Origin of the sequence: Paenibacillus sp. FSL K6-1558 (genome assembly GCF_038002565.1) — a bacterium.
Lineage (GTDB): Bacteria > Bacillota > Bacilli > Paenibacillales > Paenibacillaceae > Paenibacillus > Paenibacillus polysaccharolyticus.
Genome location: NZ_JBBOCV010000001.1, coordinates 253,605 through 275,131, shown reverse-complemented (window position 1 = coordinate 275,131; position 21,527 = coordinate 253,605). Strand labels below are relative to the sequence as shown.

Sequence of the window (21,527 nt, the reverse complement as noted above, 5' to 3'; positions counted from 1 at the left end):
AGAGTTGCTCTTCATTTATTAAATACGTCAATAATTGCTTAACTTTATGCCTTTGCAGGCAACCAATCGGACTCTTTGGCACCCAGATTCGTGATGAATTGTTGCAGTGCATGCGATATCCATTTGCGGGCATGAATAACAAGCTGAATTTCCAGTGTAAAGTCCGTATGAACTAGAGGCAGCACCGTAAGCTTCTGTCTTTGGATCTCATCCATGGCAATCATACGAGGTAAAAGCGAGATGCCCGGACCAGCCATAATACTTCGTTTAATGGCCTCAGGGCTTCCCAGCTCCAGCCCTACTTTATAAGGGATTCCATTCGTTCGGAGTACTTTCTCCAGCAACTGCCTGTAATTGCACGAATCCTCCGGCATGATCCATTCTTCGTCCGCCAAATCACTCAATGTTACCTCGGATTTAGCTGTAAGTGGATGGTCTGAATTCACGATAAGCACCAGCGGTTCCTCGCGAATCGTAATCCATTGTAATCCGGATTCCGGTGAAGCATTGGCCAGAATAAGACCCACGTCTGCCTCCCCTTCTCTGACTTTTTGTAGAATCAGATCTTCCCGATCGGTCTGTAGCCGAATGCCAAGCTCGGGATATTGTTTACGTGTCGTTTGAATGGGCACCGGCAGATAATAAGAAGCAAGCGAGTCCATCGTAGCAATGGTAAGTGATCCGCCGCCCTGTTTGGTCAGCTTCTCCTGAGAATGTTCAAATATCTCCAGAAGCTGTCCAGACAACTTAAACAGCTCTTCTCCAGCCGAAGTCAGCCTAATTTTATTGTTATTAAAACGTTCGAATAGTTTGACCTGATAAATTTTCTCCAGCTTTTGAATCTGGGTTGTCACACTTGACTGCGCGTAACCAAGCTCTTCGGCTGCTTTGGTAAAGCTTTGCCTCAATGCCACCTCACGAAAGGTTTGAAAATAATTCAAATCCATCATTTATTCCCTCACATCATCGAAATTATTGATAACACCTATCATCTATTATAGCTAACTATGATACCTTTTCCCATGGTAAAGTGAATGAAATGGAATTCCAACATACATTTGGGGGTAATACGATGTTAACCGAACAACAGATTCAAGGTATTTATATACCTGTAATCACACCTTTTACCAAAGAACGCGAACTTGATCTTCCTTCGTTCCAAAATTACATCAAAGTTATGGCTAACAGTGGCATCCATGGCTTGGTGATTAATGGTACGACTGGAGAGTCACCTACCGTGACATGGGATGAAGTGGAACAACTTGTGAAGGCCGCTAAGGAAACTCTGAGCAGCATCAACTCCTCCGTACCCATTATGGTTGGAACTGGAACCAATGATACCGCTTCAACGGTGGCAAGAACAAAGAAAGCTGCCGCACTCGGAGCCGATGCTGTTCTTGTCGTTACTCCATACTATAACAGACCCACGGAAGAGGGCATTTACGAGCACTTCCGCATGGCAGCCAGCGTGGGCATACCCGTGATGGTATACGAAATCCCAGCCCGTACAGGGGTTAGAGTTTCCATAGATATGATGAAAAAAATTATGAACATCGATGGTGTTATTGGTCTTAAGGATAGCACAAATAACCTCGATCTTATGACTGAACTGGTACGTTGCGGCTCGAAGCCCATTTTGTGTGGAGATGATACCTTCTTCTTCGATATGTTAACGAGAGGTGCAGCCGGTGGCATGATGGCATCGGCTAGTATTAATCCAGAGCGGTTCCTGGAAGTGTATAACCGTTTTGTGGCTGGTGAAAAAGAAGATGCCTACCGTCTCTATACGCAGTTGCTTCCGTTCATTAAAAATCTCTTCGAAGAGCCTGCGCCTGCCATGCTGAAACATCTGCTTGCACAGCAAGGCATTATCGCTTCTGCACAGCTGCGCCTGCCTCTCATGCCAGCATCTGAACAATTAAAAGCAAAGATTGCACTGTAAATTAAGCGGAACACCTCTATAGAACATAGCCACAGATAGCCATAGGTCGAAATATAAAAAGCCGCAGTTTCATCTGCGGCTTTTGCTGTGCACTTGTTTAACACTCCATAGAAGCAACAACGTAAAAATGCTTGATATCCTGCTTCTTTTTCAGCTCATCTCGTAACAAAACCGTGATAGAACGTGTCCACAACAAGTGCAGGCGCAGCATTTCTGGCGATATTGCCATGGATCACTTGTTGCCACGTCAAGAAAAGAATTGAATACAGAACATCTACAATCCACGTTTTGTCCACATCCGAACGAAAAAAGCCTTTCTCTTGAAGTATACCAATGGCATGAAGCACCGGTTGTCTCAGCTTCTGATCGGCCCCTTCAATCTCGGCATTATAATTGACGGTTGCATCGTGAGCCAGAAAATATATCTTATCCCCAAGTGGAATTAGCGCTTCAATCAGCTCCGGGATATAGTGTTCAACCTGCTCCTCATCGAGCTTGACGTGTTGCAACGTCTCGTTAACAACATCAATTGCACGCATCGCCAAGTGAATCATCAGTTGCTCACGGCTCTCAACATACCGATGTAATGTGGCAATTCCGATGTTCGCGGCTTCAGCAATGTCGTTCATCGACGCATTGGGCTTCTCGATCAGTAATTTTGTGGCTTCATCCAGAATGGCTAGCATTCGATTTTGCTTAAATGTTAACTTCTCATTTTTCATCTCAAACGGCACCTCGGTCTGATTCATTATAAGTGAAGAATGGCAATTTCGAGTCAGAGGTCAAGCTAGTCCACTTTCGCTCCATAGGAGCGTGCAATCAGAACGGCCTGTTCGCGATCCATTCGCACCCCTTTCAGATCTAGAGATTTCAGATCAATGCCATCCAAAATGGCCCCCCGCAAATCCGCACCCTGTAGCTTCACCTTACTCATGGATACTCTCGTGAGGTCACAATCACGCAAATCCGCTTTGCTTAAATCGGATTCAGCTAGATCCGCTTCAAAAAAACGAATCCCTCGCAAATCCTGTCTCCCAAGTCGCGTATATCTCAGATTGGTATAAGACCAATCTCCTTTGACAAGTGTAATGCCGTCCATCTGGGCACCGGAAAAATCCGATCCCGTCATCTTGCAAGCTGTAAATTTGGAAGCAAACAGGTTGGCACCCCCAAACAGGCAATTCTCAAATGCAGACTCCGTATGTATGGAACCATTCATGGATGCCCCTTTGAAATCACACTCAATAAAACGGCAATGGCTTGTTTCGACTTCTTCCATGGAGGCATTCATGAACGTGCAATGCTTGAACACACAGCTAATTAGCTCGCCGTAACGCAAATCCCGTCCCTCAAAATGAACGCCCTCATATTCCTGATCCTTATATTGATACATGGATTACACCTCATTTGGTATCGTGTTAACGTCGTAGTCATTTTAAATAACAACTCATTCTACTATACCATATGAGATCACTTCATTCAGTGAAGTGCTTTCGACATTCGATACATGGATACAGCAGGTTTACTGATCACTCCCACTTTGTTGTACCCCAGACGTTCATAGAGCTTGATGGCACCTGCATTCTCCTGTTTGACGGTTAAGGAAGACTTTGCAAACCCTTGCAGAAGCGCCTGTTTCTCCGCATGACGGATCAATTCTGTCCCGATCCCAAGCCCCCTGCTTTCTGGTAGAGCGGCAATGATTCCGATGTGGTATTCATCGTTCTCTGCCTCTTTTAACGTTACCATCGTATAAAACTCCTTCCAGTTACGCAGGTTGTATCCGATCAGCTTCCATTTGTGTATGTCAAACAGCTGTGAGAACGTCGGCCATGCCAGCTTATTCATCAGTGTCGTTGGATAACACATGATCATGCCGAGTGTTTTCCCCTCCCGAACCGCTTCGTAAGCGTACTCGTGACTAAACCGATTATTTCGGGACTTCCAAAGCTTCTGGAAGGTCTTATCTATAACTGCGGGCTCCCTGGAACCCGCCAATGAATATTTCATGTAATCAAGCGCCATCTCCGTTAGTTTTCCTCCGACGGCGGTTTGCGGATTTGCTTTTTGAATAGATATTTGGCTCATGGTGATCACTCCTCATGTATGCTTAGTAAGCTCTCGTCTCTTCGATCTTAAGATTTGGACGGATATGCTTCGGATGTCATGCCATCTACAAAAACGTTCACCGCTTGAATGGATATCCCAGTAAGATGTTCTACCTGGTCAATGACCTTTTGCTGTAACTCTCTGCAAACCTCGTGTACTTTACTACCGTAATGAACGATGATTTTCACGTTAATCTCCACGCTATTGTCTACTCTGCGAATGACAATGCCGTTATGCCCGCTACGACCGCTCCATATTTTGCTAATACTCTCAACCAATCCAGCCGACATGGAAGAAATTTCGCGGGTAGCACCTGTTATTTTACCGACCATTTTGGAGATGACTTCATCGGATATTTGGATCTGACCTAACGTTTGTTGATTCATCATATGAATCGCCTCCATTTTTTTGATAGTAAATACTATCATTTAACTAAAATATATATCATTCAACAACTGAATTCAACTATTTCTCCATAAAGCAAAAAAAACCGCATCAATTGCGGTTTTTTTTGCTTCTCTATATTAGGTGTTCATTCTATAAAAAGATTCGCCGAAAGGCTAACTCTCGAATTCATTCTGCATTTGATGAGCTACAGGTACTCGTTAAACCAGGCATTCACCTGTTCGAAGCTATCGACTCGAAGAGAAGGTTTGCCACTTTTGAGCAGTGAATGGTTGGAACCCGGGTAACGAATGAGCTTGGTTGTTTTTCCATAACGCTTCAATGTCGTGTACAATTCCTCCGCCTGAGCTACCGGTGTTCGGTAATCCTGTTCCCCGTGCATGATAAGCAACGGAGTTTCGATGTTGTGCGCATGAGCAAGCGGCGATCGAGACCAGAGGTATGCAGCATTCTCCGCAGGATTACCCCCAATAACACCCTCCACGTAAGAAATCCCGATGTCGCTTGTGCCGTACATGGATAACCAGTTGGAGATACAGCGTTGTGTCACAGCTGCTTTGAAACGGTTTGAGTGAGCGACAATCCAGTTGGTCATGACCCCGCCATAACTACCGCCGGCAACACCCAAACGAGATACATCCAGCATTGAATTCGTTGCCAGTGCGTCATCCACAGCTTCCATCAGATCCCGATAATCACCGCCAGCGAAGTCTCCGCGACAAGCTCTGGCGAACTCCTGGCCATAACCTATGCTACCTCTAGGATTAACCCATAATACAGCATAACCTTCTGCGAGAAGTGTCTGCATCTCATGACTGAATGCTCCAGTATACATCGCGTGAGGTCCACCATGAATCTGTAAAATCAAAGGTAACTTACGATCAGATTGCAGTTCATCTTCAATCTGAATTCCGGACGATGGGGTCGTTGCACCCGTAGCTTCAGTCCAATCTGCATCTTTCGTTAAATCAGGCATCGCTAGCCAGCCTTGAATCCGCCAACCGTCCGATGAGGTGAATTCCACTCTTGCCGGTACGTTAACCATTCGTTGCCCCATAAATTCATCATTACGATGAGTGAGTCTGACCATTTTACCGCTTTTCATGCCGACAGTGTACAACTCTCCTGGATGCTTATCCGTGAGTGCAGCTACAACCAAAGTCTCTTCATCTGCAGAGATCGTATACTGATAAACATCTTTTTCTCCTGCTGTTGTGATCATTTCGCAGTTGCCATCGGACTGAATTCGGTATACATCGACATTACCGTGATGTGTGCCTAGTACATATACTCCCGGTTGAGAAGATGAACGACTAATGATTGGCGAAGGAGAGGCGCTTGCCGACTTCATATCCCCCAGTGCAGCATTACCGATGTGCATATCTAGCTCAGGTGCGAATAGCCTGGGTATCCCCCGATTCACGGGAAGTGTAAACAGTTGATGATGACTTCCACTTCCGTATTTACGATCGCTTGCAATCAGAATCAGTTGTTTTCCATCGGCTGTAAAAGAAAATTGGGTGATCTGGAGACTGGAATCCGTAACTTTGAAAGGTTCTTCAACTTTTCCTGAGCTTGCTTCAATGCTGGTCATGTACACGTCCGTATGATGAAGCAAATCCGGATCTGATCCTGCTTCTTCTACTTGTTTGGAGATAAAGGCAAGTTTCAGGCTGTCCGGTGACCAGACGGGGGTAGTGATGTTCCATACCCCGGAGGTTATCTGCTTGATAAGTCCACTCTTGATCTCGTAAAGAAACAAATGGCTGTACTGACCATCCCACCAACCTGATCCCTCAGCTTTCGGCGTAGTGCGCTCGTAGACTTTTCCCCGCAATGTCGCTTCTGGTTGCCGGGTTGCTTCATCGTTAGCGTCTTTCGCCAACTCATCGGTTGATAATTGAGCTGAACTCATCTGAGCTTTACTCGTAAACGCAATATACTTCCCATCGGGAGACCAGACGTAACTCATGATTTTACGTTCAGGAGATATGAGCATGGACGGTTCTGTACATTCCGTATGAACAGACCAAAGTCCTTTTCCAGCCTGAGTCGATCGAATAAACGTCAACTTGTTGCCGTCTGGTGACCATGCAGGAGAGGAATCCTTCGTTCCATCCGTCAGCGCTACATCTTCTGTCCCATCCAGCGAAATTCCCCGAATTTGTGTGTTATATTCGTTCTTCGCCCGATCAATCGTTTGTTCAACGTAGGCTACTTGTCCATTTGCACTGATCACCGGCTGACTGATCCAGCGGTAGTGATAGAGATCCTCCGGCGTAATCTGGCTTTTTTTCATATCCATAACTCCCTTCCGTTATGATTTCTGAGCTGACTCTGTTCGAGGATCAAGCACATCCCGCAACCAATCGCCGAGAAAAATAACACCCAGCACAGTAAACGTAATAGCTAGTCCCGGAAATGTAGCAACCCACCAGCTCGTGGCTACATACTGCCGTCCGTCACTTAACATGCCACCCCACGATACATCCGGTGGTTTTATTCCAAGTCCCAGAAAACTCAGCGACGCTTCCATGATGATTGTTGTGCCTACATTCATGCCGCAGATGACAATAAACGACGACAATACGTTAGGCAAAATATGCTTGATAATCAGCCGTCCATTTTTGGCACCAATCGATCTGGCGGCAAATACAAAATCCCGCTCTTTCATACTAAGCACTTCACTACGAACTACACGGGTGAATGGCACCCAGTTGGTTACACCGATAACAAAGATCAACGTGGTCATACCTGGACCCACAATAGCCATCACTACTAACATGAACAGAATCGTTGGTATCGCCATGAATGCATCACCCACACGCATAATAATGGCATCCAGCCACTTTCCATAGAATCCGGATATCAGACCCAGAACGGCTCCGATTATTCCGGAAACAATGACGGCGCCCATACCTACAATTAAAGACACGCGTGCGCCATATACAATACGGCTCCACATATCTCTGCCCAGATTGTCGGTTCCCAGCCAGTATTCGGCCTTTCCGCCTTCGAGCCACGCAGGCGGTTTGAGACGGTTCAGCGGGTTGACCGCTGACGGATCATGACTCGTTAGCAGAGGTGCGGCTATTGCAATCAGGACAACAACCAATACAAGCACTGCACCGATGAATCCGGTCTTGCTGATGATTAGCTGTTGCCAGATGGATCGAATTCCGGCAATCGTACGCGAACTTCTGTTGTCCGGTTCGGTAACCAGAACATTTGTTTCATCGTTGTCTCTCATAGATCGCACCCCCTTCTAGTCATATTTGATACGTGGATCCAGCAGTCTGTAGGACACATCCGTGAGAATATTAACAACCACTACAATGAATGCAATCACAAACACGGCTGCTTGCACAATCGCCATATCATGTGTATTTACGGCCACTACTAACAGTTGACCCAAGCCTGGCCAGGAAAATACGGTTTCTGTAATCAAAGTACCTCCGATCAGACTGGTAAACTGCAGACTCATAATGGTCACAACCGGAATTAAACCGTTACGGAACGCATGCTTCGCGATCACTGTCATGCGTCCCAGTCCTTTACTGCGTGCCGTGCGAATGTAATCTTGATTCAGAATCTCCAGCATGCTGGATCGGATTAGCCGTGTCATCTGTGCAGCAAGTCCCACCCCCAGCGTAAAAGCGGGCAGAATCAGATGGGATAAACCTCCGCGACCCGAAACCGGTAAAACGCCCAGCACAACGGAGAATAACAGAATGAGCATAATGCCCATCCAGAAGTTTGGCATCGCTTTGCCAATCACCGAAATACCTGAAATGAGAAGATCGGTAAATGTATTTCTTTTCACTGCCGAGATCACTCCCAGCGGAACAGCCATCAATACTGCAAATAACATGGCAGCCGCGGCAAGTTCAAAGCTTGCAGGCAATCGCTCTAACACAAGCTCAAGTGCAGGCTGACCGTAACGGAAGGATTGACCAAAATCTCCCTGAATGGCATTACCGAGAAATTTCATATACTGCGCGTATAAAGGCTGGTCGAGTCCCAGTGCCTGCGTCAACACAGCCCTGTCCTCTGCTGTAGCGGTCTCAGGCAACATCAGAGCCACAGGATCACCCGTGACCCGAACCAGAATAAAAACAATTAATGAGACAATAAACAGCACCGGAATGACCTGCAGTAAAGATTTGAATACGTATTTTCCCACTCCCGGCTCACCTCCTCTTTCCAAAAAAGAACGGCAGGAACTTGTTCATTCAGTCCCTGCCGTTCACGGCTTACTCATGCAATGACAGGTGGTATTAGCCTCTGTTACTTTGCAACAGGTGTAATCTCATCCGCATAGAACATCTCATCACTGCGTGGTGCAAAGTTCACTTTGTCATTTGTTCCATAGACGCCTTCCATCTGATACAAATATACGGCAGGGCGCTCTTCTGAGAAAATCTGTTGTACTTGCTGATATTCTTTCTCACGAGACTCAGGATTCATGTTTACAAGCGCAGATTGCAGCAACTTCTCCACTTCCGGATTGTTGTAGTCTGATTCCCCTTTGGCTTCTTCCACCATATAGCGGTTATAGTTGTTGGACGCGTCAAACAGGGAGTTACCGATTCCGATCATGAAAATTTCTTTAAATGATTTGGAGCTATAACGCTCGCTGAATGCACTCGGCTCAAGCACGTCCAGATTGATTTTGAATCCGGCCTGATCCAGCATGGCTGCAACAACCTCAGCTTGTTCCTTGTACTGAGAAGATACGGAGATAGTCATCTCGGCCGTGCCTTCAGCGTAGCCTGCCTCTTTCAGCAACTGCTTTGCTTTTTCTAAATCATACAATGATGTCTTATACAGTGACGGGTCAGCTCCGAAGTTTCCAGGTGTTACAGATGTACGTGTAACGATCCCTGCTCCCCCGGCAATGCTGTCTACGATCCCTTGTTTATCAATCGCCAGATCAATGGCTTCACGCACTTTTGGATCAGCTGTAATGCTGCCTTCCGTTTGACGGAAGATCAGTTGCAGAACACGCTGAATAGGTGCTTTCACAATTTTTTTGTCTGCTTCGCCTTCAATACGTGCAATATCTGTTGACGGGATGGATGACGCAACGTCAACTCCGCCAGCAAGTAATTCAGATACACGTGTGGAAGCCTCAGGGATGACACGGAATACCACTTCATTCCACTTCGGCTCACCGCCGAAATAGTTTTCATTTTTCACAAGCTCAATCCGGTCGTCTTTGGTCCATTTGCTGAACTTGTATGCGCCAGTACCCACCGGCTCTTTCAGGAACGTGTCCATGCCCTTGTCTGCAATATATTTGGAAGGCAGGATGCCAGCGCCCATTTTGGACAAGCGATTGAGCAACAATGGGTCTGGACCATCGGTAATGATGTCTACCGTATGCTCATCCACCGCTTTGACTTCAACGATGTTTTTGAAATAACTATTTTGCTTCAGCGTATTATCTTTAGCGACTCTCTCCAGCGTGTACTTCACATCAGCGGAAGTGAACGGGTCGCCATTGTGGAACGTTACACCTTCACGCAGCTTGAATCTCCACGTTGTATCGTTCACTTGCTCCCATGAAGCAGCGAGCGCAGGAACTTTTTTCTGCTGACTGTCGTTTTTGATCAAATAATCAAATACGTTCACAAGCACAGCTTCACTCGCGGTATTGTTATTGTTGTGTGGATCAAAGCTTTCGATATCCGTTGCCGCCGCAATTGTTAACGTGCTACTGGCAGCCGCACTTTCGCTTCCGCTTCCTTCAGAGGTTGCATTGTTCGTCGTACCTTTACTGCCCCCACCACAAGCACTTAACACCATCACGATTGCCAGCAAAGTAATCCACAAGCCTGTCCATTGTCTCTTTTTCATTGTGATTCTTCCCCCTTGGAAGTTGTATTCCTTGCCAAAAATTCAAATGCAATTGCTGACAACAAGCCTACGCCGTAAGGCATGACCGTTTCGTCAAGATCAAATCTCGGATGATGAAGCGGATACCGTGTACGCTCCTCTTCATTTCCCGATCCTAACCGGAAAAACACACCAGGCACATGTTCGCAATAAAAAGCAAAGTCTTCCCCACCTGTCGACGGTTTGATGTAACTCCACCCCTTCTGCGCATTCACCTCTTCACAGACTTCTGTGAGCAGATCAACCATGCCAAGGTCATTCACAACAACCGGATAACCGTCACCGTAGGTGACTTCACATTCCGCTCCGAATGAACTGCAGACACCGTTCACGACTTGTTTGATCAGAGATGGCATCCGTTCACGCACTGCAGGAGATAATGTGCGGACTGTGCCAATCATCTCGACTTCAGGCGCTATAGCAGTACCCATATAACCTCCGGTGATTTTACCAATCGTGACAACTACAGGTTCAAGCGGGTCAATCATACGGCTGGCGATGTTCTGTAGCGCAGTAATCACCTGAGCGGATACGGCGATCGCATCAATACCTTCATGCGGACGAGCCGCGTGACCTCCCTGACCCACAATCTTGATGACGAGCGGATCAGCCGAAGCAAAAGCAACTCCCCTGCTCACCCCAACTGTTCCCGTATCCTGACCAGGTGTCATATGCAAGCCAGCAATGGCATCCACCTTTGGATTCTCCAGCACGCCGTCCTGAATCATGGCTCTTGCACCGGCTAGTCCCTCTTCCGCAGGTTGAAAGATGAACTTAATGTTACCGGATTTCGGTCTGCCAAGCCCTGTGAGTAGTTCAGCAGCACCCATCAGAATCGATGTATGTGCGTCATGACCACAGAGGTGTGCCTTGCCTTTCACCGTTGAGCGATATTCCACTGATTTTTGATCTTCAATCGGCAATGCATCCATATCTGCTCGAAGTGCAAAGGTAGGGCCATCTGTTTCTCCGCGAAGCAGGCCAGTTACACCTGTCTTCCCAACATGACGAGTAACCTCAAGTCCAAGGCTCTCCAGATGCTCGGCCACAATGGCAGAGGTACGATGCTCCTCATAACCAATCTCCGGATGGCGATGCAGGTCTCTGCGCCAGGCACTTAACTTCGCTTGTAGCGGCTGAGCCAGTTGTATTAATTCAGATTGCTTCATTGGATCTCATTCCTTTCATGTTCCTCGGATTCTGACACCAAGCGCGCATAGATGGCATCAGCCGAGAATTCGATATGCCTTTTCATCGTATCCCGTGACCTCACGCTGTCTCTTGACTTCAGTGCTTCAAGAATTTTCATATGTACTTCGTAGTTTACGGAACGAATTCGGTCATCGTAGGGCATCAGATCGAGCGCCGGGTTAATCTTCGTTCGAATTTGTCTGACGGCTGTTTCACAGTATGGATTTCGTGATGCTTTGGCTATAGTCAGATGGAATTTCACATCCAGTGCCCTGAACCATTCCCGTGTACAATCCGGCTCGATACTTTGCTCCATATAGTTATACAGCTGTTCCAGTTCGCCTGCGGTGATCCGCTCAGCAGCCAGAAAAGCCGCCTCCGGCTCAATAATGGTCCGGTACTCAAACACCTTGAGCATCTGAGCCCAGCCTCGTTTGATCTCTTCTCTTGTCCGTTTATGCGAATTAGTCGTGAGTGGCAGAACAAAAGTTCCACCTTTGGCTCCAACTCTTTTTTCTATCAGTCCTTTATCTTCCAGTGCTGAGAGCGCTTCGCGAACCGTAATACGGCTTACATCAAACATCTCGGCTAAATCCCGTTCAGCGGGAAGCTGCTCCTCACTCATCAACTCTTTTAGAATAATGGCTTCTTCCAGTTGTTCCCGAATAAATTCACTAACCTTTTTAGTCGATACTTTTTCGAAATGAAAGGAGAATGGATTAGACATCTGATCACTCCGATCTATATATGGTCTAGACCTTATACCATTAATATAATTCCGACTAAACTGATATGCAATACTTTTTTTGCTAAAATCCAACATTTATTTTAATCCCCCATATAGATCACTCTCTCCACATCGAAATTAAACTCTATCTATAAAGAAAAAAGACGCTCTGCACCGGTCAGAACCTCTCTGGATCAAATGGATGTTATACTTTTTTCTGAATGACGATATCCGACTCTTCGCTTAAAAATGCAGTGTCTCCCTTTTCTACAACTTTTTGTTTGCAAAAGGTTTAAAAGTCCTGGTTACAGCCAGTCGCTCGCTTCCTTCAAGGTAGAACTGATCCTCTGCTCTCCACGTATGACTTGCTTTGTTCTGCCTGCGCAGATACACATAGTTGTAAGGTGATGTTGCATACGTTTTGTACCCTCTCTTCCTGCATTGCCTTAGAAACGTAACATCTTCCCCCACCGAACGATCCGTAAATCGAATCCTTTTTAACACCTTTTTTCTGAATAACAGCGTGCCTCCCTGGATAAATTCCACAGGTTTATTGCTCTCGCCCGGTGACCTCATCAGCAATGTTCGGGAAGCTTCCAGATAAACCAGACAGGAGTGTTTACCCACAATATCACTGCCGGTTTGCCTGAGCGCACGTACCTGTTCTTCCAGATAATAAGGAGAGTAGTAATCATCATCATCCATTTTCGCAACGAGTGAAAAACGAGCTCTGGTGATGCCTGCATTTAGACACTGTCCTAGTGAGATACGTTCGGGTACTTGGTATACGTGGACATTCGCGTATTTCTGCACCTTTTTCCGAATTAAACGCATGTTCATGCTGTCGAGATTCAGAATGATAATCAATTCCTTGACCTTGTAACGCTGGCGAACATAATTCTGCAGGATGTTATCCAAAAATTGTGGACGGTTGGTGCAAACAACGATGGAAACTCCCATAGGTGTAAGATACCTAGACACAACATCCCCTCTTTCAGCTTATTTCCATTCATCCTATGTGTTTGATCCATATCAGGTATGGACGGCTCCCTCTATTATGGAAAAATAACAAAAAACCTCTGACCGGATAAACGGACAAAGGTTTAGGAATCTAATTATGTTAACAGAACAATCTATTGAAGCTTCTCCGTTAATTATTAAAGTATACTGCCTTGCCCGTGTGTGCCGACTCGTAAATAGCTTCCAAAATCTGTGATACCACCAGCGCCTGTTTTGGTGTAACTACGGGCTCCGAATCTTTATCGATCGCTTCAATCCATTTGCGCATCTCCACATCCGGTGCATTTTCGGACTGTCCTTCATAGAAGTCCACACCACCAGAGCTGAGTTCAATTTCATTGGTATACAGACGGCTGAACTTCTCGCCATTGATACGCAGTCCGTTTTTCATGTCAGCGCCTGCCTCGGTGCCACTCAGACTGCATTTAGCTTCGTCCACATCAAGCGAGTTCAGCGCCCAGCTGGATTCCAGCATGATCGTTGCCCCATTTTCCATGACAATCATACCAAAGGCGGAATCCTCCACCGAGAATTTCTGTGGGTCCCACGGTCCCCAGGCATTCGCTGCATTTTCTCTCTGGGAGAGCTCATGATGCGTAGTGCCAAGTACCACTTTCGGTTGATAATTATCCATCATCCATAAGGTCAGATCCAGTGCATGTGTTCCAATGTCAATCAGCGGTCCGCCGCCTTGTTTCTCTTCATCCAGAAATACACCCCAAGTCGGCACGGCTCTTCTTCGAATCGCATGGGCTTTGGCAAAATAGATCGAACCTAGCTCGCCCGCTTCACACAGTTGCTTTAAGTACATGCTGTCCTGACGGAAACGGTTGTTATAACCGATCGTCAATTTTTTACCTGTACGTTCGGCCGCTTCCAACATAAGCTGAGCTTCAGCCGCAGTCTTGGCCATCGGTTTCTCACACATCACATGTTTGCCAGCCTCCAGCGCCGCAATTGAAATCTCTGCGTGGGAGATGTTCGGGGTAAGCACATGCACAATATCGAGTGTCTCATCATTCAACAGTTCCTGGTAATCCGTGTATATCTCGGCATCGGCAGAACCGTACTGTTTCTTCGCCTCTGCGGCACGATCTTCCACAATATCACAGAAAGCAACCAGTTCAACGTTCTCCAGCTTGCTCAGACTTGGCAGATGTTTGCCGTTTGCGATCCCGCCACAGCCAATAATTCCAATGCGATATAATTTACTCATCATAAGTCACCCTCACTTTAGTATTGGTTGTTTCATTTTGCGAAAAGCCGATGGGGTCATCCCAAGGCGTTTTCGAAACACAGCATGTAAATAGTTGGCGTTGTTAAAGCCTGAGCCAACCGCAATCTGTTCAATAGACACGTTGCTTTCCTGTAAATTACGGCACACCGCTCGCAGGCGAATGTCCTCCAGCACTCGGCTGAACGGCATATCAGGCTGTACCTGATAAAAAATGCGTTGCAACTGGCGGCTGCTGATGTGCAGCTTCTCGGCGACATGCTCCAGCGTCACTACAGAAGCGTGATTAGCTTCCATGTACTGTACAGCATAATCGTATCGATACACTGTCATATCCCTTACAGGAGCTTCAGCTCGAATTCCGCCCGTATCGTAAGCGCGAACTGTTTTTAACAAAATGCTAACAACCAGCTGCTTAATCGAAGTATAATATCCGACCATCTTGTGGTCACATGCTTCATACGCTTCGAGAAAACAGAGCATTGCACGGTGATAATCCTGAACCGGTTTATGCGGAAGTGTCTTTAGTTTTTCAATGGTCTCTTCTGATTCCGCAACTTCCCATGGATCGACATGCTCTCGTGGTTTATGCACGATATCCACATGAAGACACAACTCATCCATATCCTGCTCGGCGTCGGCTTCCTGATAATGAACAACCCCAGGTCCGGTCAGATACAATAACCCTTCCGATAATGCATGGGACTGATCATCAATAATAACTTTACCTTTCCCTCTAGGAATGAAATGGAACTCATACTCCGCATGGTTATGAAAATCGACAATCCGCCCCGCTGGAAATGTCGTCAGATGAAATCGCAGCACACGAATCTCGTAATGCCCCCATACCACGGTAATATCAAGCCGCTCCAGGAGATCCTGCCGATCCAGCATTTTCTCATACGGATACAGACCCAAGATGCCTTCCTCCTTAACGCCTTACAGGACGAAATTATATTGAGTAGAACTGAAGATTTTACACAGTCCACTCCGTTAAAGTGTAAGTAATTCATTCAACTTATATAATCCAATCTATCCTGTCTAGCTTGATATCTAACTTTGCAACTCAGTCAGCGCAACTCGTCTACCTTCCTTCGCTGAGCGATTCGCCGCTTCCATCAACCGGGTCAATTCCATCGCCATGTTGATGTTTGCGCTGTCCTCGGTATCATTTTGAATGTGTCCTACCCATTGATTGAATGCGCTTTCTACATTTTCAGCAACAGGAAGTTCGGTCCAATCCGTATACTGACCTTCCGCTACTTTCGTGCGAATCAACAATGTGGAATCCGGCGTTCCATATAACAATGTGCCCTCTGTGCCATGTACTTCAATGGTAAAAGGCGAGTGACTGTTCACAAATCCCGCTTCCACTACCCCAATAGCTCCTGTTGATGTAGAGAGTGTTGCCACTGCATTATCCTCAACTTCTTTGCCTGTAATATAACCAAAGTGTGCGCTCACATCGGTAATTGGCTGATTTAGAAACAATCTCGTTAAATACATCGGGTGACAGCCCAGATCAATCAGAGCTCCGCCTTGACAGTCATGCAGATCATAGAAGTGCTGAGGCAGCCAATCTGTGATCGCTCCATCATGGGATAATCGTGCCCTCACGTATGTAACTTGACCGAGTAATCCGCGCTCAAGCACGTCTTGAATGGTCAGCGTATATCCAGCATATAGACGCGGAAGAGAAACGGTCATTTTGACTCCGTTTGCCTGAATCTCTCTCAGAATAACATTAGCCTCCACTTGCGTCGCGGCAATGACTTTTTCGGTAAAAATATGTTTACCCGCCTTGGCAGCAGCCGTAATCACCTCTTCATGGAGACGTGTAGGCGCATCTACAATTACCGCATCAATGTCATCTTGTGCCAGCATATCCTCAAGCGATGCATAAAAGGGCACGTTCAAGCGGTCAGCAGCTTCCTGCCCACGCTTCGGGTCTTCGTCCCACACGGCGGCGATTACTGTATCCTCGTGTTCCTGGGCTTGCTTGATGTAATCCCATGCATGTACATGCCACAAACTGATTTTTCCAATTCGAATAGTCACGGATGTCTTCCCTCCATAGTATATAATATTCTGACAACGTATCTATAAGGTATCACATGATTTATTTATTTTTAATCGAAACTCACGACAATTCATATATAAAATTACGACATTTAATATTACTAAACTATCACAGTTGCACTTTCCCTCATTCTCCTAAAATATGAAAAAGCCGCTCACAGGCGGCTTCTCATCCAACAGTTAACGCTTTAAGCTCTAAAGCCTAAACTTCAGCTGACTCTGTTGATTCGTTCGGTATCACAGTAGCACGTAACCATGCGTAACAATTTTATATCCCGCTACCGTCCGATGATTATTTTCAAGCGAACCCTTCACCCGCTCCAGCACATCACTCTCATATGTGGAGACACACTCGAAGCCAGTCTGTACATGCAAATCAGCCGGATCAGCACTCAAATTGAACCAACGTGCAATCACATCTCCTGTTTCTTCTGCAATCTTCAAAGCGGAAAATGCCAGCGTTGAATTCTCGGCTTGCCAGTCCAGCCACTGTTTGCTCAGTGGTAATTTCCGTTGGCCATCTTTCATTCCATGTACAGGCTGCGCTTCTTTTTCATACGTATGAGCCAGTTCCCCAAGCTGCACCGTCGTCCACGGGATAGGATACATGTATGCACTTGCACAAGCACCTGATTTCGCCGCATCGCCTGCAAATGGAATAATAGCATACTCCACCGCCTGAGGTCCCAGACATTGAGCCTCCGGTGTGTCGAATACACCCCAATCTCCCAATTCGGATGAAGCGCGGAGCAGCGTAACCGCAATCGTACTTCCTGCATTCTCCTGTAAAATCTCATATTCATTGAGCCCTTTGTTCGCAACCATCAGCCCGGTGCTCCCATCCGTCACATGAACAAATGCTTGCTGATGCTGTGCATTGCTCGGATTCACCCACTCCTTCGCCGGAATGTTTGGCCGTTTGGCGACTTCAAAGATGGAATCAGCATAATGATGGTCCGTGACCAGACCGGATGGGAAAAGCGCACGTAGGCGATGATCTTTGGCCTGATTGTTAAATTCGGTCTTTACCTTGACCATATCACTGCCTGCTTCCAGTGTATATGTTGTTGTGATCTTAAGAGGAACGGTATCCTGAACACGCTGAGCCTTACGCTCCGTGAACGGAACCATGTAACGTTTCTCCCGCTCAAACAGCTCATCTGCCCCAGCCGGAATGTTCCAACGAAGCACGCTTTCCATTACGGCACGATAAGGGGAATGCTCCACAAGACGTAACTCCGCCTTGAGTTGTTTAGTGGATAACGCTTGCTCGCCTTCAGGCTGACGGTACACATATTCGTTGCCGATATCCCCGGTATTTTCGTAGACGTTCAGTCCGTGATATTCTGTTCCCGAACGTTTATCAAGCAGTGTGATCGTGCCATTCTGCTCCACACGCACTTGCAGATATTCGTTTTCCATCAGGTTTGCTTCAATCTCAACGTTAACTTCAACGCCAGCCGCCTGTCTTTCTTGCTTTTCCCCGACTGGAACCAGACCATACGTCTGATAACCCAGTGCAGGAACATTCTTCGCCTGGAAAATCACCTTAACCTTACGTGCCATATATGGCTGACGGAAGCGATCTTTCGGAAGCTCGTAACCGAAATGAACACCTAGATCAAGAATTTCGGCTACGTATATATTGCCTTCAGCATCGATCACTTGATATGTTGGTAGTACGACTTCTTCCAATTTGCGCGCAAGAGCCTGTGGATTAGGACCTTCCGGGAAAAAGGATTTATCTACGATCAGTTCTTTCTCTATGATACCGCTTCGCATCCACCCAGCCGTATTAAACACGGTGAACAACACGGCATCCTCGGCCCAAGCTTCGATATTCTGTACGTCAATGCATTCCGCAATGGCTTGCGACGTCTGGGATACCAGCTTCTCGGCGAGTTGCCGGCTCTTGGCAAACCGGGTCACCATCTCCCGATGCACCTCATCTACACTACAGCCACAGATGCTGTCATGTGGATGATTCTGCATAAGCATCTTCCAGGCATGGGTAAGCAGATGATGCGGGTATTCCTTAACCCCGGCTACATGGGCCATGGTTGCCAGGGGTTCTGCTACTTTTTCCAATAACGTCTGACCTTGCTGGTTTAACTGTTTCAGATAGACACGTGCAGAGGCTGTATTCACCAGCGTTCCCCATCCATCCGTATGCTGACTGCGAAGCTCCCCTTCAATCGTTGCCAGATGATCAGGAACCTGCTGCGAGACTGCTGCGATATAGTCATCAAAATTGGAGTGTACAAATTTCACTTCAGGGTACAACTCGGAAGCGGTACGAAGTGCCTCAGGTAGATCCGTCTGAATAGGCTGATGATCACAACCGTTCATGAAGAGTAGATGTGATGTTGATGCAAATTTCTCGGCTTCCTGCAGATTTTTGTCCCAGTACACTCGTGCTTTCTCCGGGTCTACAGGTACTTCCATCCCGTTACAATACCAATTGGCAAACAGAATACCTAGCACTTCCGAACCGTCCGGGGAACGCCAGATCATCTCTGAATAGGGAGATTCATACGCTTCTGCATCCACAACAGCGTTGTTGAATCCGGTAGGTTTTACCCCGCGCCCAAAGATCGCATTCTGGATATCCGCCTGCTCTAAAATCTGCGGGGCTTGTCCCATATTGCCGAACGAATCCGGGAAATACCCGGTTTTGGAGATGATTCCAAAAGGTTTGGCGTCCCGATGCCCTATGAGCAGATTGCGCAGGTTAGCCTCGCTACTCGTCAGAAACTCGTCCTGAAGCACATACCACGGACCAAATTGAATGCGTCCCTCACGAATGTACCGATCCAACCGCTCTTGCTGGTCTGGACGAACTTGTAAATAATCTTCCCGAATGATGGTCTGTCCGTCGAGATGAAAGTACCGATATTCCGGGTCCCGGTCGAGTGTGTCCAGCAACTTGTCCATCAGTTCAACCAGTAACACATGATGATGCTCGTATGGCATATACCATTCCCGATCCCAATGCGTGTGTGAGATCAGATGCGCTGTTTTTTGATTCGTCGTATTCGTCATATGTGTCTCCTCCTATCCTTTTGTCGCTCCACCCATACTAAATCCTTTGGACATATAACGTTGGGAGAAAATATAGAGTACTACCGAAGGCATCGTGTATAACATCGAAAATGCGGCCAATCTGCCGTATTCCACCATGCCATGACTGCCGAAGAATTGATAAATCGTGACCGATGCCGGCAGTTTTTCCGGGGTTTGAAGCAAAATGTAAGGTACAAAAAAGTTGCCCCAGCTGCCTGAAAAAGTAAAGATCGCAATGGTTGCAATGCCTGGCAGCATCAGCGGAGCAACAATGCTTCGCAAGCCTCTCCAGACCGACGCACCATCAATCCAGGCCGATTCTTCCAGATCAATTGGAACAGAATCCATGAAGTTCTTCATCATCCAGATGCCGTATGGAAGAGATGAAGCCGTCAGGAACAGCATCGTAGCAATGATGGAGTTCTGCATTTTGAAGAACAGAAACATCTGGAACACTGGTACCATCACAGCCGTAATCGGCAAAGCCGTCATAAACAGAATGGATAATAAAAAGCTTTTCTTAAACCGCATCTCGTAGCGTGACAACGGATAGGCCGCCAGCACAGATACTGCGACAACAAGTGCCGCCTGTCCTCCTGACAGAATCAGACCTACCCCGAACGAGCGCAGGTTACTTTCATCCCCAAGTACATCCTTGAAATTTTGCAGTGTCCACGTTGCAGGCATCTTGATGCCTTGCTGCGCGTTCGGATCAAAGGATGCCAGAATAATCCAAAGTAGCGGCAATAAAAAACATAGACCGAGGAAAACCAGAATACCGTACTGGATTTTGCGTTGAATACTGTGTTTGACCATCATAAGAACATGACACCTCCTTAATCCTTACACTTTTACTTTCATCGAACGGATGTAGAACAGGCTGGCGATAATACCAATGAACAGTAACACAAGAGAAATGGCTGTTCCGTATCCGAACTGGTAATTCACAAAAGCCTGGTTATACATAAATATAGGCAAGGTTTGCGTAGAGGTACCCGGGCCACCGCCCGTCATCGTATAAATCAGGGTAAACACACCCAGTGTCTGCAAAGTAACCAGCATCATATTGGTAACGATTGAGCCTTTCACCATCGGAATCGTAATATGGCGAATGATCTGGAATCCGGTGGAACCATCAATAATAGCGGCCTCTTCTACTTCCTTCGGAATATCATCCAGTGCAGACTGATAAACCATCATGGAAAAAGCCGTTCCATGCCAGATGTTAGCGATAATGACACTCACCATGGGAAAACTGAACAGCCATGAGATCGGACTTACGCCAAACCAGCCCAGAATCTGGTTCAATGAACCATTGTCACTGAAAAAGGCTACCATACAGAATGCCACGACAATTTCGGGCGTGACCCAGCCAGCAATTACGATTATGCCGATGATCCGGCGGAACGTTACATTTTTTTCTTTCATGAGTAAGGCAAGAATAAATCCGAGCACGACCTGACCGATCACTGCGGAGAAAATTAGAAATACAAGTGTACGCCATACACTGATCCGAAAGTCAGGGTCCTGGAACATGTTAATAAAGTTTTGGAACCCTACGAATTCCAGGCTTTTGGCTGCGGCACCGGTCAATGCCATATTCGTGAACGCAAAGCAGATTGTGAGCACAATCGGCACGATAAAAAACACGAGTAACAGCGTTACGGAAGGCATCAGAAACAGAAATGAGCCCGGGGCTTTTCTTTTCATACGTCACTCTCCATTCGAACCGGAAAAAGGGGAGTTTTTCGCTCCCCCTCCGAATATATCGATGTTGTTATCCTCCATATATAAGTTGAACCAAAGATATATTTACACGTTCACTTCGTTTTTGTGTAAATGACAAGTTCAACTTCTAT

Annotated in this window: 19 protein-coding genes; 1 reads left to right on the top strand and 18 read right to left on the bottom strand. The window is 46.6% G+C overall.

What is annotated here, in order from left to right:
- Positions 1–44: 44 nt before the first annotated feature.
- The gene (locus MHI38_RS01070) at positions 45–947 is read right to left on the bottom strand and encodes a LysR family transcriptional regulator (protein ID WP_154889573.1); all 903 of its coding nucleotides are present in this window, start codon (positions 945–947) and stop codon (positions 45–47) included.
- A gap of 125 nt (positions 948–1,072) precedes the next feature.
- Here MHI38_RS01070 and dapA point away from each other — a divergent pair, with 125 nt between their 5' ends.
- Positions 1,073–1,942, top strand: a complete 870-nt coding sequence (gene dapA, locus MHI38_RS01065; protein WP_154889314.1) for a 4-hydroxy-tetrahydrodipicolinate synthase — start codon at positions 1,073–1,075, stop codon at positions 1,940–1,942.
- A gap of 155 nt (positions 1,943–2,097) precedes the next feature.
- Here the strand turns inward: dapA and MHI38_RS01060 are convergent, their stop codons facing one another.
- The 17 genes from MHI38_RS01060 to MHI38_RS00980 all read right to left on the bottom strand — a co-directional run bounded on the left by MHI38_RS01060 (position 2,098) and on the right by MHI38_RS00980 (position 21,378).
- Entirely contained in the window at positions 2,098–2,664 is a 567-nt protein-coding gene (locus tag MHI38_RS01060) for a TetR/AcrR family transcriptional regulator (protein WP_154889575.1), read from the bottom strand.
- A 65-nt stretch (positions 2,665–2,729) separates the two neighbouring features.
- A complete protein-coding gene (locus MHI38_RS01055) occupies positions 2,730–3,335 on the bottom strand; it encodes a pentapeptide repeat-containing protein (RefSeq protein WP_090915749.1) in 606 nt (201 codons plus the stop codon).
- A gap of 86 nt (positions 3,336–3,421) precedes the next feature.
- Entirely contained in the window at positions 3,422–4,030 is a 609-nt protein-coding gene (locus tag MHI38_RS01050; RefSeq protein WP_154889316.1) for a GNAT family N-acetyltransferase, read from the bottom strand.
- Between the two features lie 47 nt (positions 4,031–4,077).
- Entirely contained in the window at positions 4,078–4,440 is a 363-nt protein-coding gene (locus MHI38_RS01045; protein ID WP_186809671.1) for an Asp23/Gls24 family envelope stress response protein, read from the bottom strand.
- 203 nt (positions 4,441–4,643) lie between these two features.
- Positions 4,644–6,755 (bottom strand): S9 family peptidase, encoded by a 2,112-nt coding sequence (locus MHI38_RS01040; protein WP_154889320.1) that lies wholly within the window; start codon positions 6,753–6,755, stop codon positions 4,644–4,646.
- Positions 6,756–6,773: 18 nt separating this feature from the next.
- On the bottom strand, positions 6,774–7,706 hold the full coding sequence (locus MHI38_RS01035; RefSeq protein WP_090915740.1) for an ABC transporter permease: 933 nt from the start codon (positions 7,704–7,706) through the stop codon (positions 6,774–6,776).
- A 15-nt stretch (positions 7,707–7,721) separates the two neighbouring features.
- On the bottom strand, positions 7,722–8,639 hold the full coding sequence (locus MHI38_RS01030) for an ABC transporter permease (protein ID WP_145412920.1): 918 nt from the start codon (positions 8,637–8,639) through the stop codon (positions 7,722–7,724).
- 104 nt (positions 8,640–8,743) lie between these two features.
- Positions 8,744–10,315 (bottom strand): ABC transporter substrate-binding protein, encoded by a 1,572-nt coding sequence (locus tag MHI38_RS01025; protein WP_154889322.1) that lies wholly within the window; start codon positions 10,313–10,315, stop codon positions 8,744–8,746.
- Positions 10,312–11,523, bottom strand: coding sequence for a M20 metallopeptidase family protein (locus tag MHI38_RS01020; protein ID WP_308721864.1), 1,212 nt, complete (start codon positions 11,521–11,523; stop codon positions 10,312–10,314). The genes MHI38_RS01025 and MHI38_RS01020 overlap by 4 nt, the downstream gene beginning before the upstream one ends.
- Positions 11,520–12,272 carry a FadR/GntR family transcriptional regulator gene (locus MHI38_RS01015; RefSeq protein WP_154889326.1) on the bottom strand — a complete coding sequence of 251 codons (753 nt, stop codon included), beginning with the start codon at positions 12,270–12,272 and terminating at the stop codon, positions 11,520–11,522. The genes MHI38_RS01020 and MHI38_RS01015 overlap by 4 nt, the downstream gene beginning before the upstream one ends.
- Positions 12,273–12,539: 267 nt before the next feature.
- Positions 12,540–13,253, bottom strand: a complete 714-nt coding sequence (locus MHI38_RS01010) for a glycosyltransferase (RefSeq protein ID WP_261769279.1) — start codon at positions 13,251–13,253, stop codon at positions 12,540–12,542.
- Between the two features lie 169 nt (positions 13,254–13,422).
- On the bottom strand, positions 13,423–14,508 hold the full coding sequence (locus MHI38_RS01005; protein ID WP_341180847.1) for a Gfo/Idh/MocA family protein: 1,086 nt from the start codon (positions 14,506–14,508) through the stop codon (positions 13,423–13,425).
- A gap of 12 nt (positions 14,509–14,520) precedes the next feature.
- Positions 14,521–15,444, bottom strand: a complete 924-nt coding sequence (locus tag MHI38_RS01000; protein ID WP_341180846.1) for an AraC family transcriptional regulator — start codon at positions 15,442–15,444, stop codon at positions 14,521–14,523.
- Between the two features lie 135 nt (positions 15,445–15,579).
- The gene (locus MHI38_RS00995) at positions 15,580–16,584 is read right to left on the bottom strand and encodes a Gfo/Idh/MocA family protein (protein WP_341180845.1); all 1,005 of its coding nucleotides are present in this window, start codon (positions 16,582–16,584) and stop codon (positions 15,580–15,582) included.
- Between the two features lie 258 nt (positions 16,585–16,842).
- Entirely contained in the window at positions 16,843–19,647 is a 2,805-nt protein-coding gene (locus tag MHI38_RS00990) for an alpha-mannosidase (protein ID WP_341180844.1), read from the bottom strand.
- Between the two features lie 12 nt (positions 19,648–19,659).
- Entirely contained in the window at positions 19,660–20,484 is an 825-nt protein-coding gene (locus MHI38_RS00985; protein ID WP_154984239.1) for an ABC transporter permease subunit, read from the bottom strand.
- 27 nt (positions 20,485–20,511) lie between these two features.
- Positions 20,512–21,378 (bottom strand): carbohydrate ABC transporter permease, encoded by an 867-nt coding sequence (locus MHI38_RS00980; RefSeq protein ID WP_090924060.1) that lies wholly within the window; start codon positions 21,376–21,378, stop codon positions 20,512–20,514.
- Positions 21,379–21,527 lie beyond the last annotated feature (149 nt).

Bases quoted from the DNA above. Each gene is read 5' to 3' on its own strand.
- MHI38_RS01070 (WP_154889573.1), bottom strand. From the start codon at position 947: ATGGATTTGAATTATTTTCAAACCTTTCGTGAGGTGGCATTGAGGCAA.
- dapA (WP_154889314.1), top strand. From the start codon at position 1,073: ATGTTAACCGAACAACAGATTCAAGGTATTTATATACCTGTAATCACA.
- MHI38_RS01060 (WP_154889575.1), bottom strand. From the start codon at position 2,664: ATGAAAAATGAGAAGTTAACATTTAAGCAAAATCGAATGCTAGCCATT.
- MHI38_RS01055 (WP_090915749.1), bottom strand. From the start codon at position 3,335: ATGTATCAATATAAGGATCAGGAATATGAGGGCGTTCATTTTGAGGGA.
- MHI38_RS01050 (WP_154889316.1), bottom strand. From the start codon at position 4,030: ATGAGCCAAATATCTATTCAAAAAGCAAATCCGCAAACCGCCGTCGGA.
- MHI38_RS01045 (WP_186809671.1), bottom strand. From the start codon at position 4,440: ATGATGAATCAACAAACGTTAGGTCAGATCCAAATATCCGATGAAGTC.
- MHI38_RS01040 (WP_154889320.1), bottom strand. From the start codon at position 6,755: ATGAAAAAAAGCCAGATTACGCCGGAGGATCTCTATCACTACCGCTGG.
- MHI38_RS01035 (WP_090915740.1), bottom strand. From the start codon at position 7,706: ATGAGAGACAACGATGAAACAAATGTTCTGGTTACCGAACCGGACAAC.
- MHI38_RS01025 (WP_154889322.1), bottom strand. From the start codon at position 10,315: ATGAAAAAGAGACAATGGACAGGCTTGTGGATTACTTTGCTGGCAATC.
- MHI38_RS01020 (WP_308721864.1), bottom strand. From the start codon at position 11,523: ATGAAGCAATCTGAATTAATACAACTGGCTCAGCCGCTACAAGCGAAG.
- MHI38_RS01015 (WP_154889326.1), bottom strand. From the start codon at position 12,272: ATGTCTAATCCATTCTCCTTTCATTTCGAAAAAGTATCGACTAAAAAG.
- MHI38_RS01005 (WP_341180847.1), bottom strand. From the start codon at position 14,508: ATGAGTAAATTATATCGCATTGGAATTATTGGCTGTGGCGGGATCGCA.
- MHI38_RS00990 (WP_341180844.1), bottom strand. From the start codon at position 19,647: ATGACGAATACGACGAATCAAAAAACAGCGCATCTGATCTCACACACG.
- MHI38_RS00985 (WP_154984239.1), bottom strand. From the start codon at position 20,484: ATGGTCAAACACAGTATTCAACGCAAAATCCAGTACGGTATTCTGGTT.
- MHI38_RS00980 (WP_090924060.1), bottom strand. From the start codon at position 21,378: ATGAAAAGAAAAGCCCCGGGCTCATTTCTGTTTCTGATGCCTTCCGTA.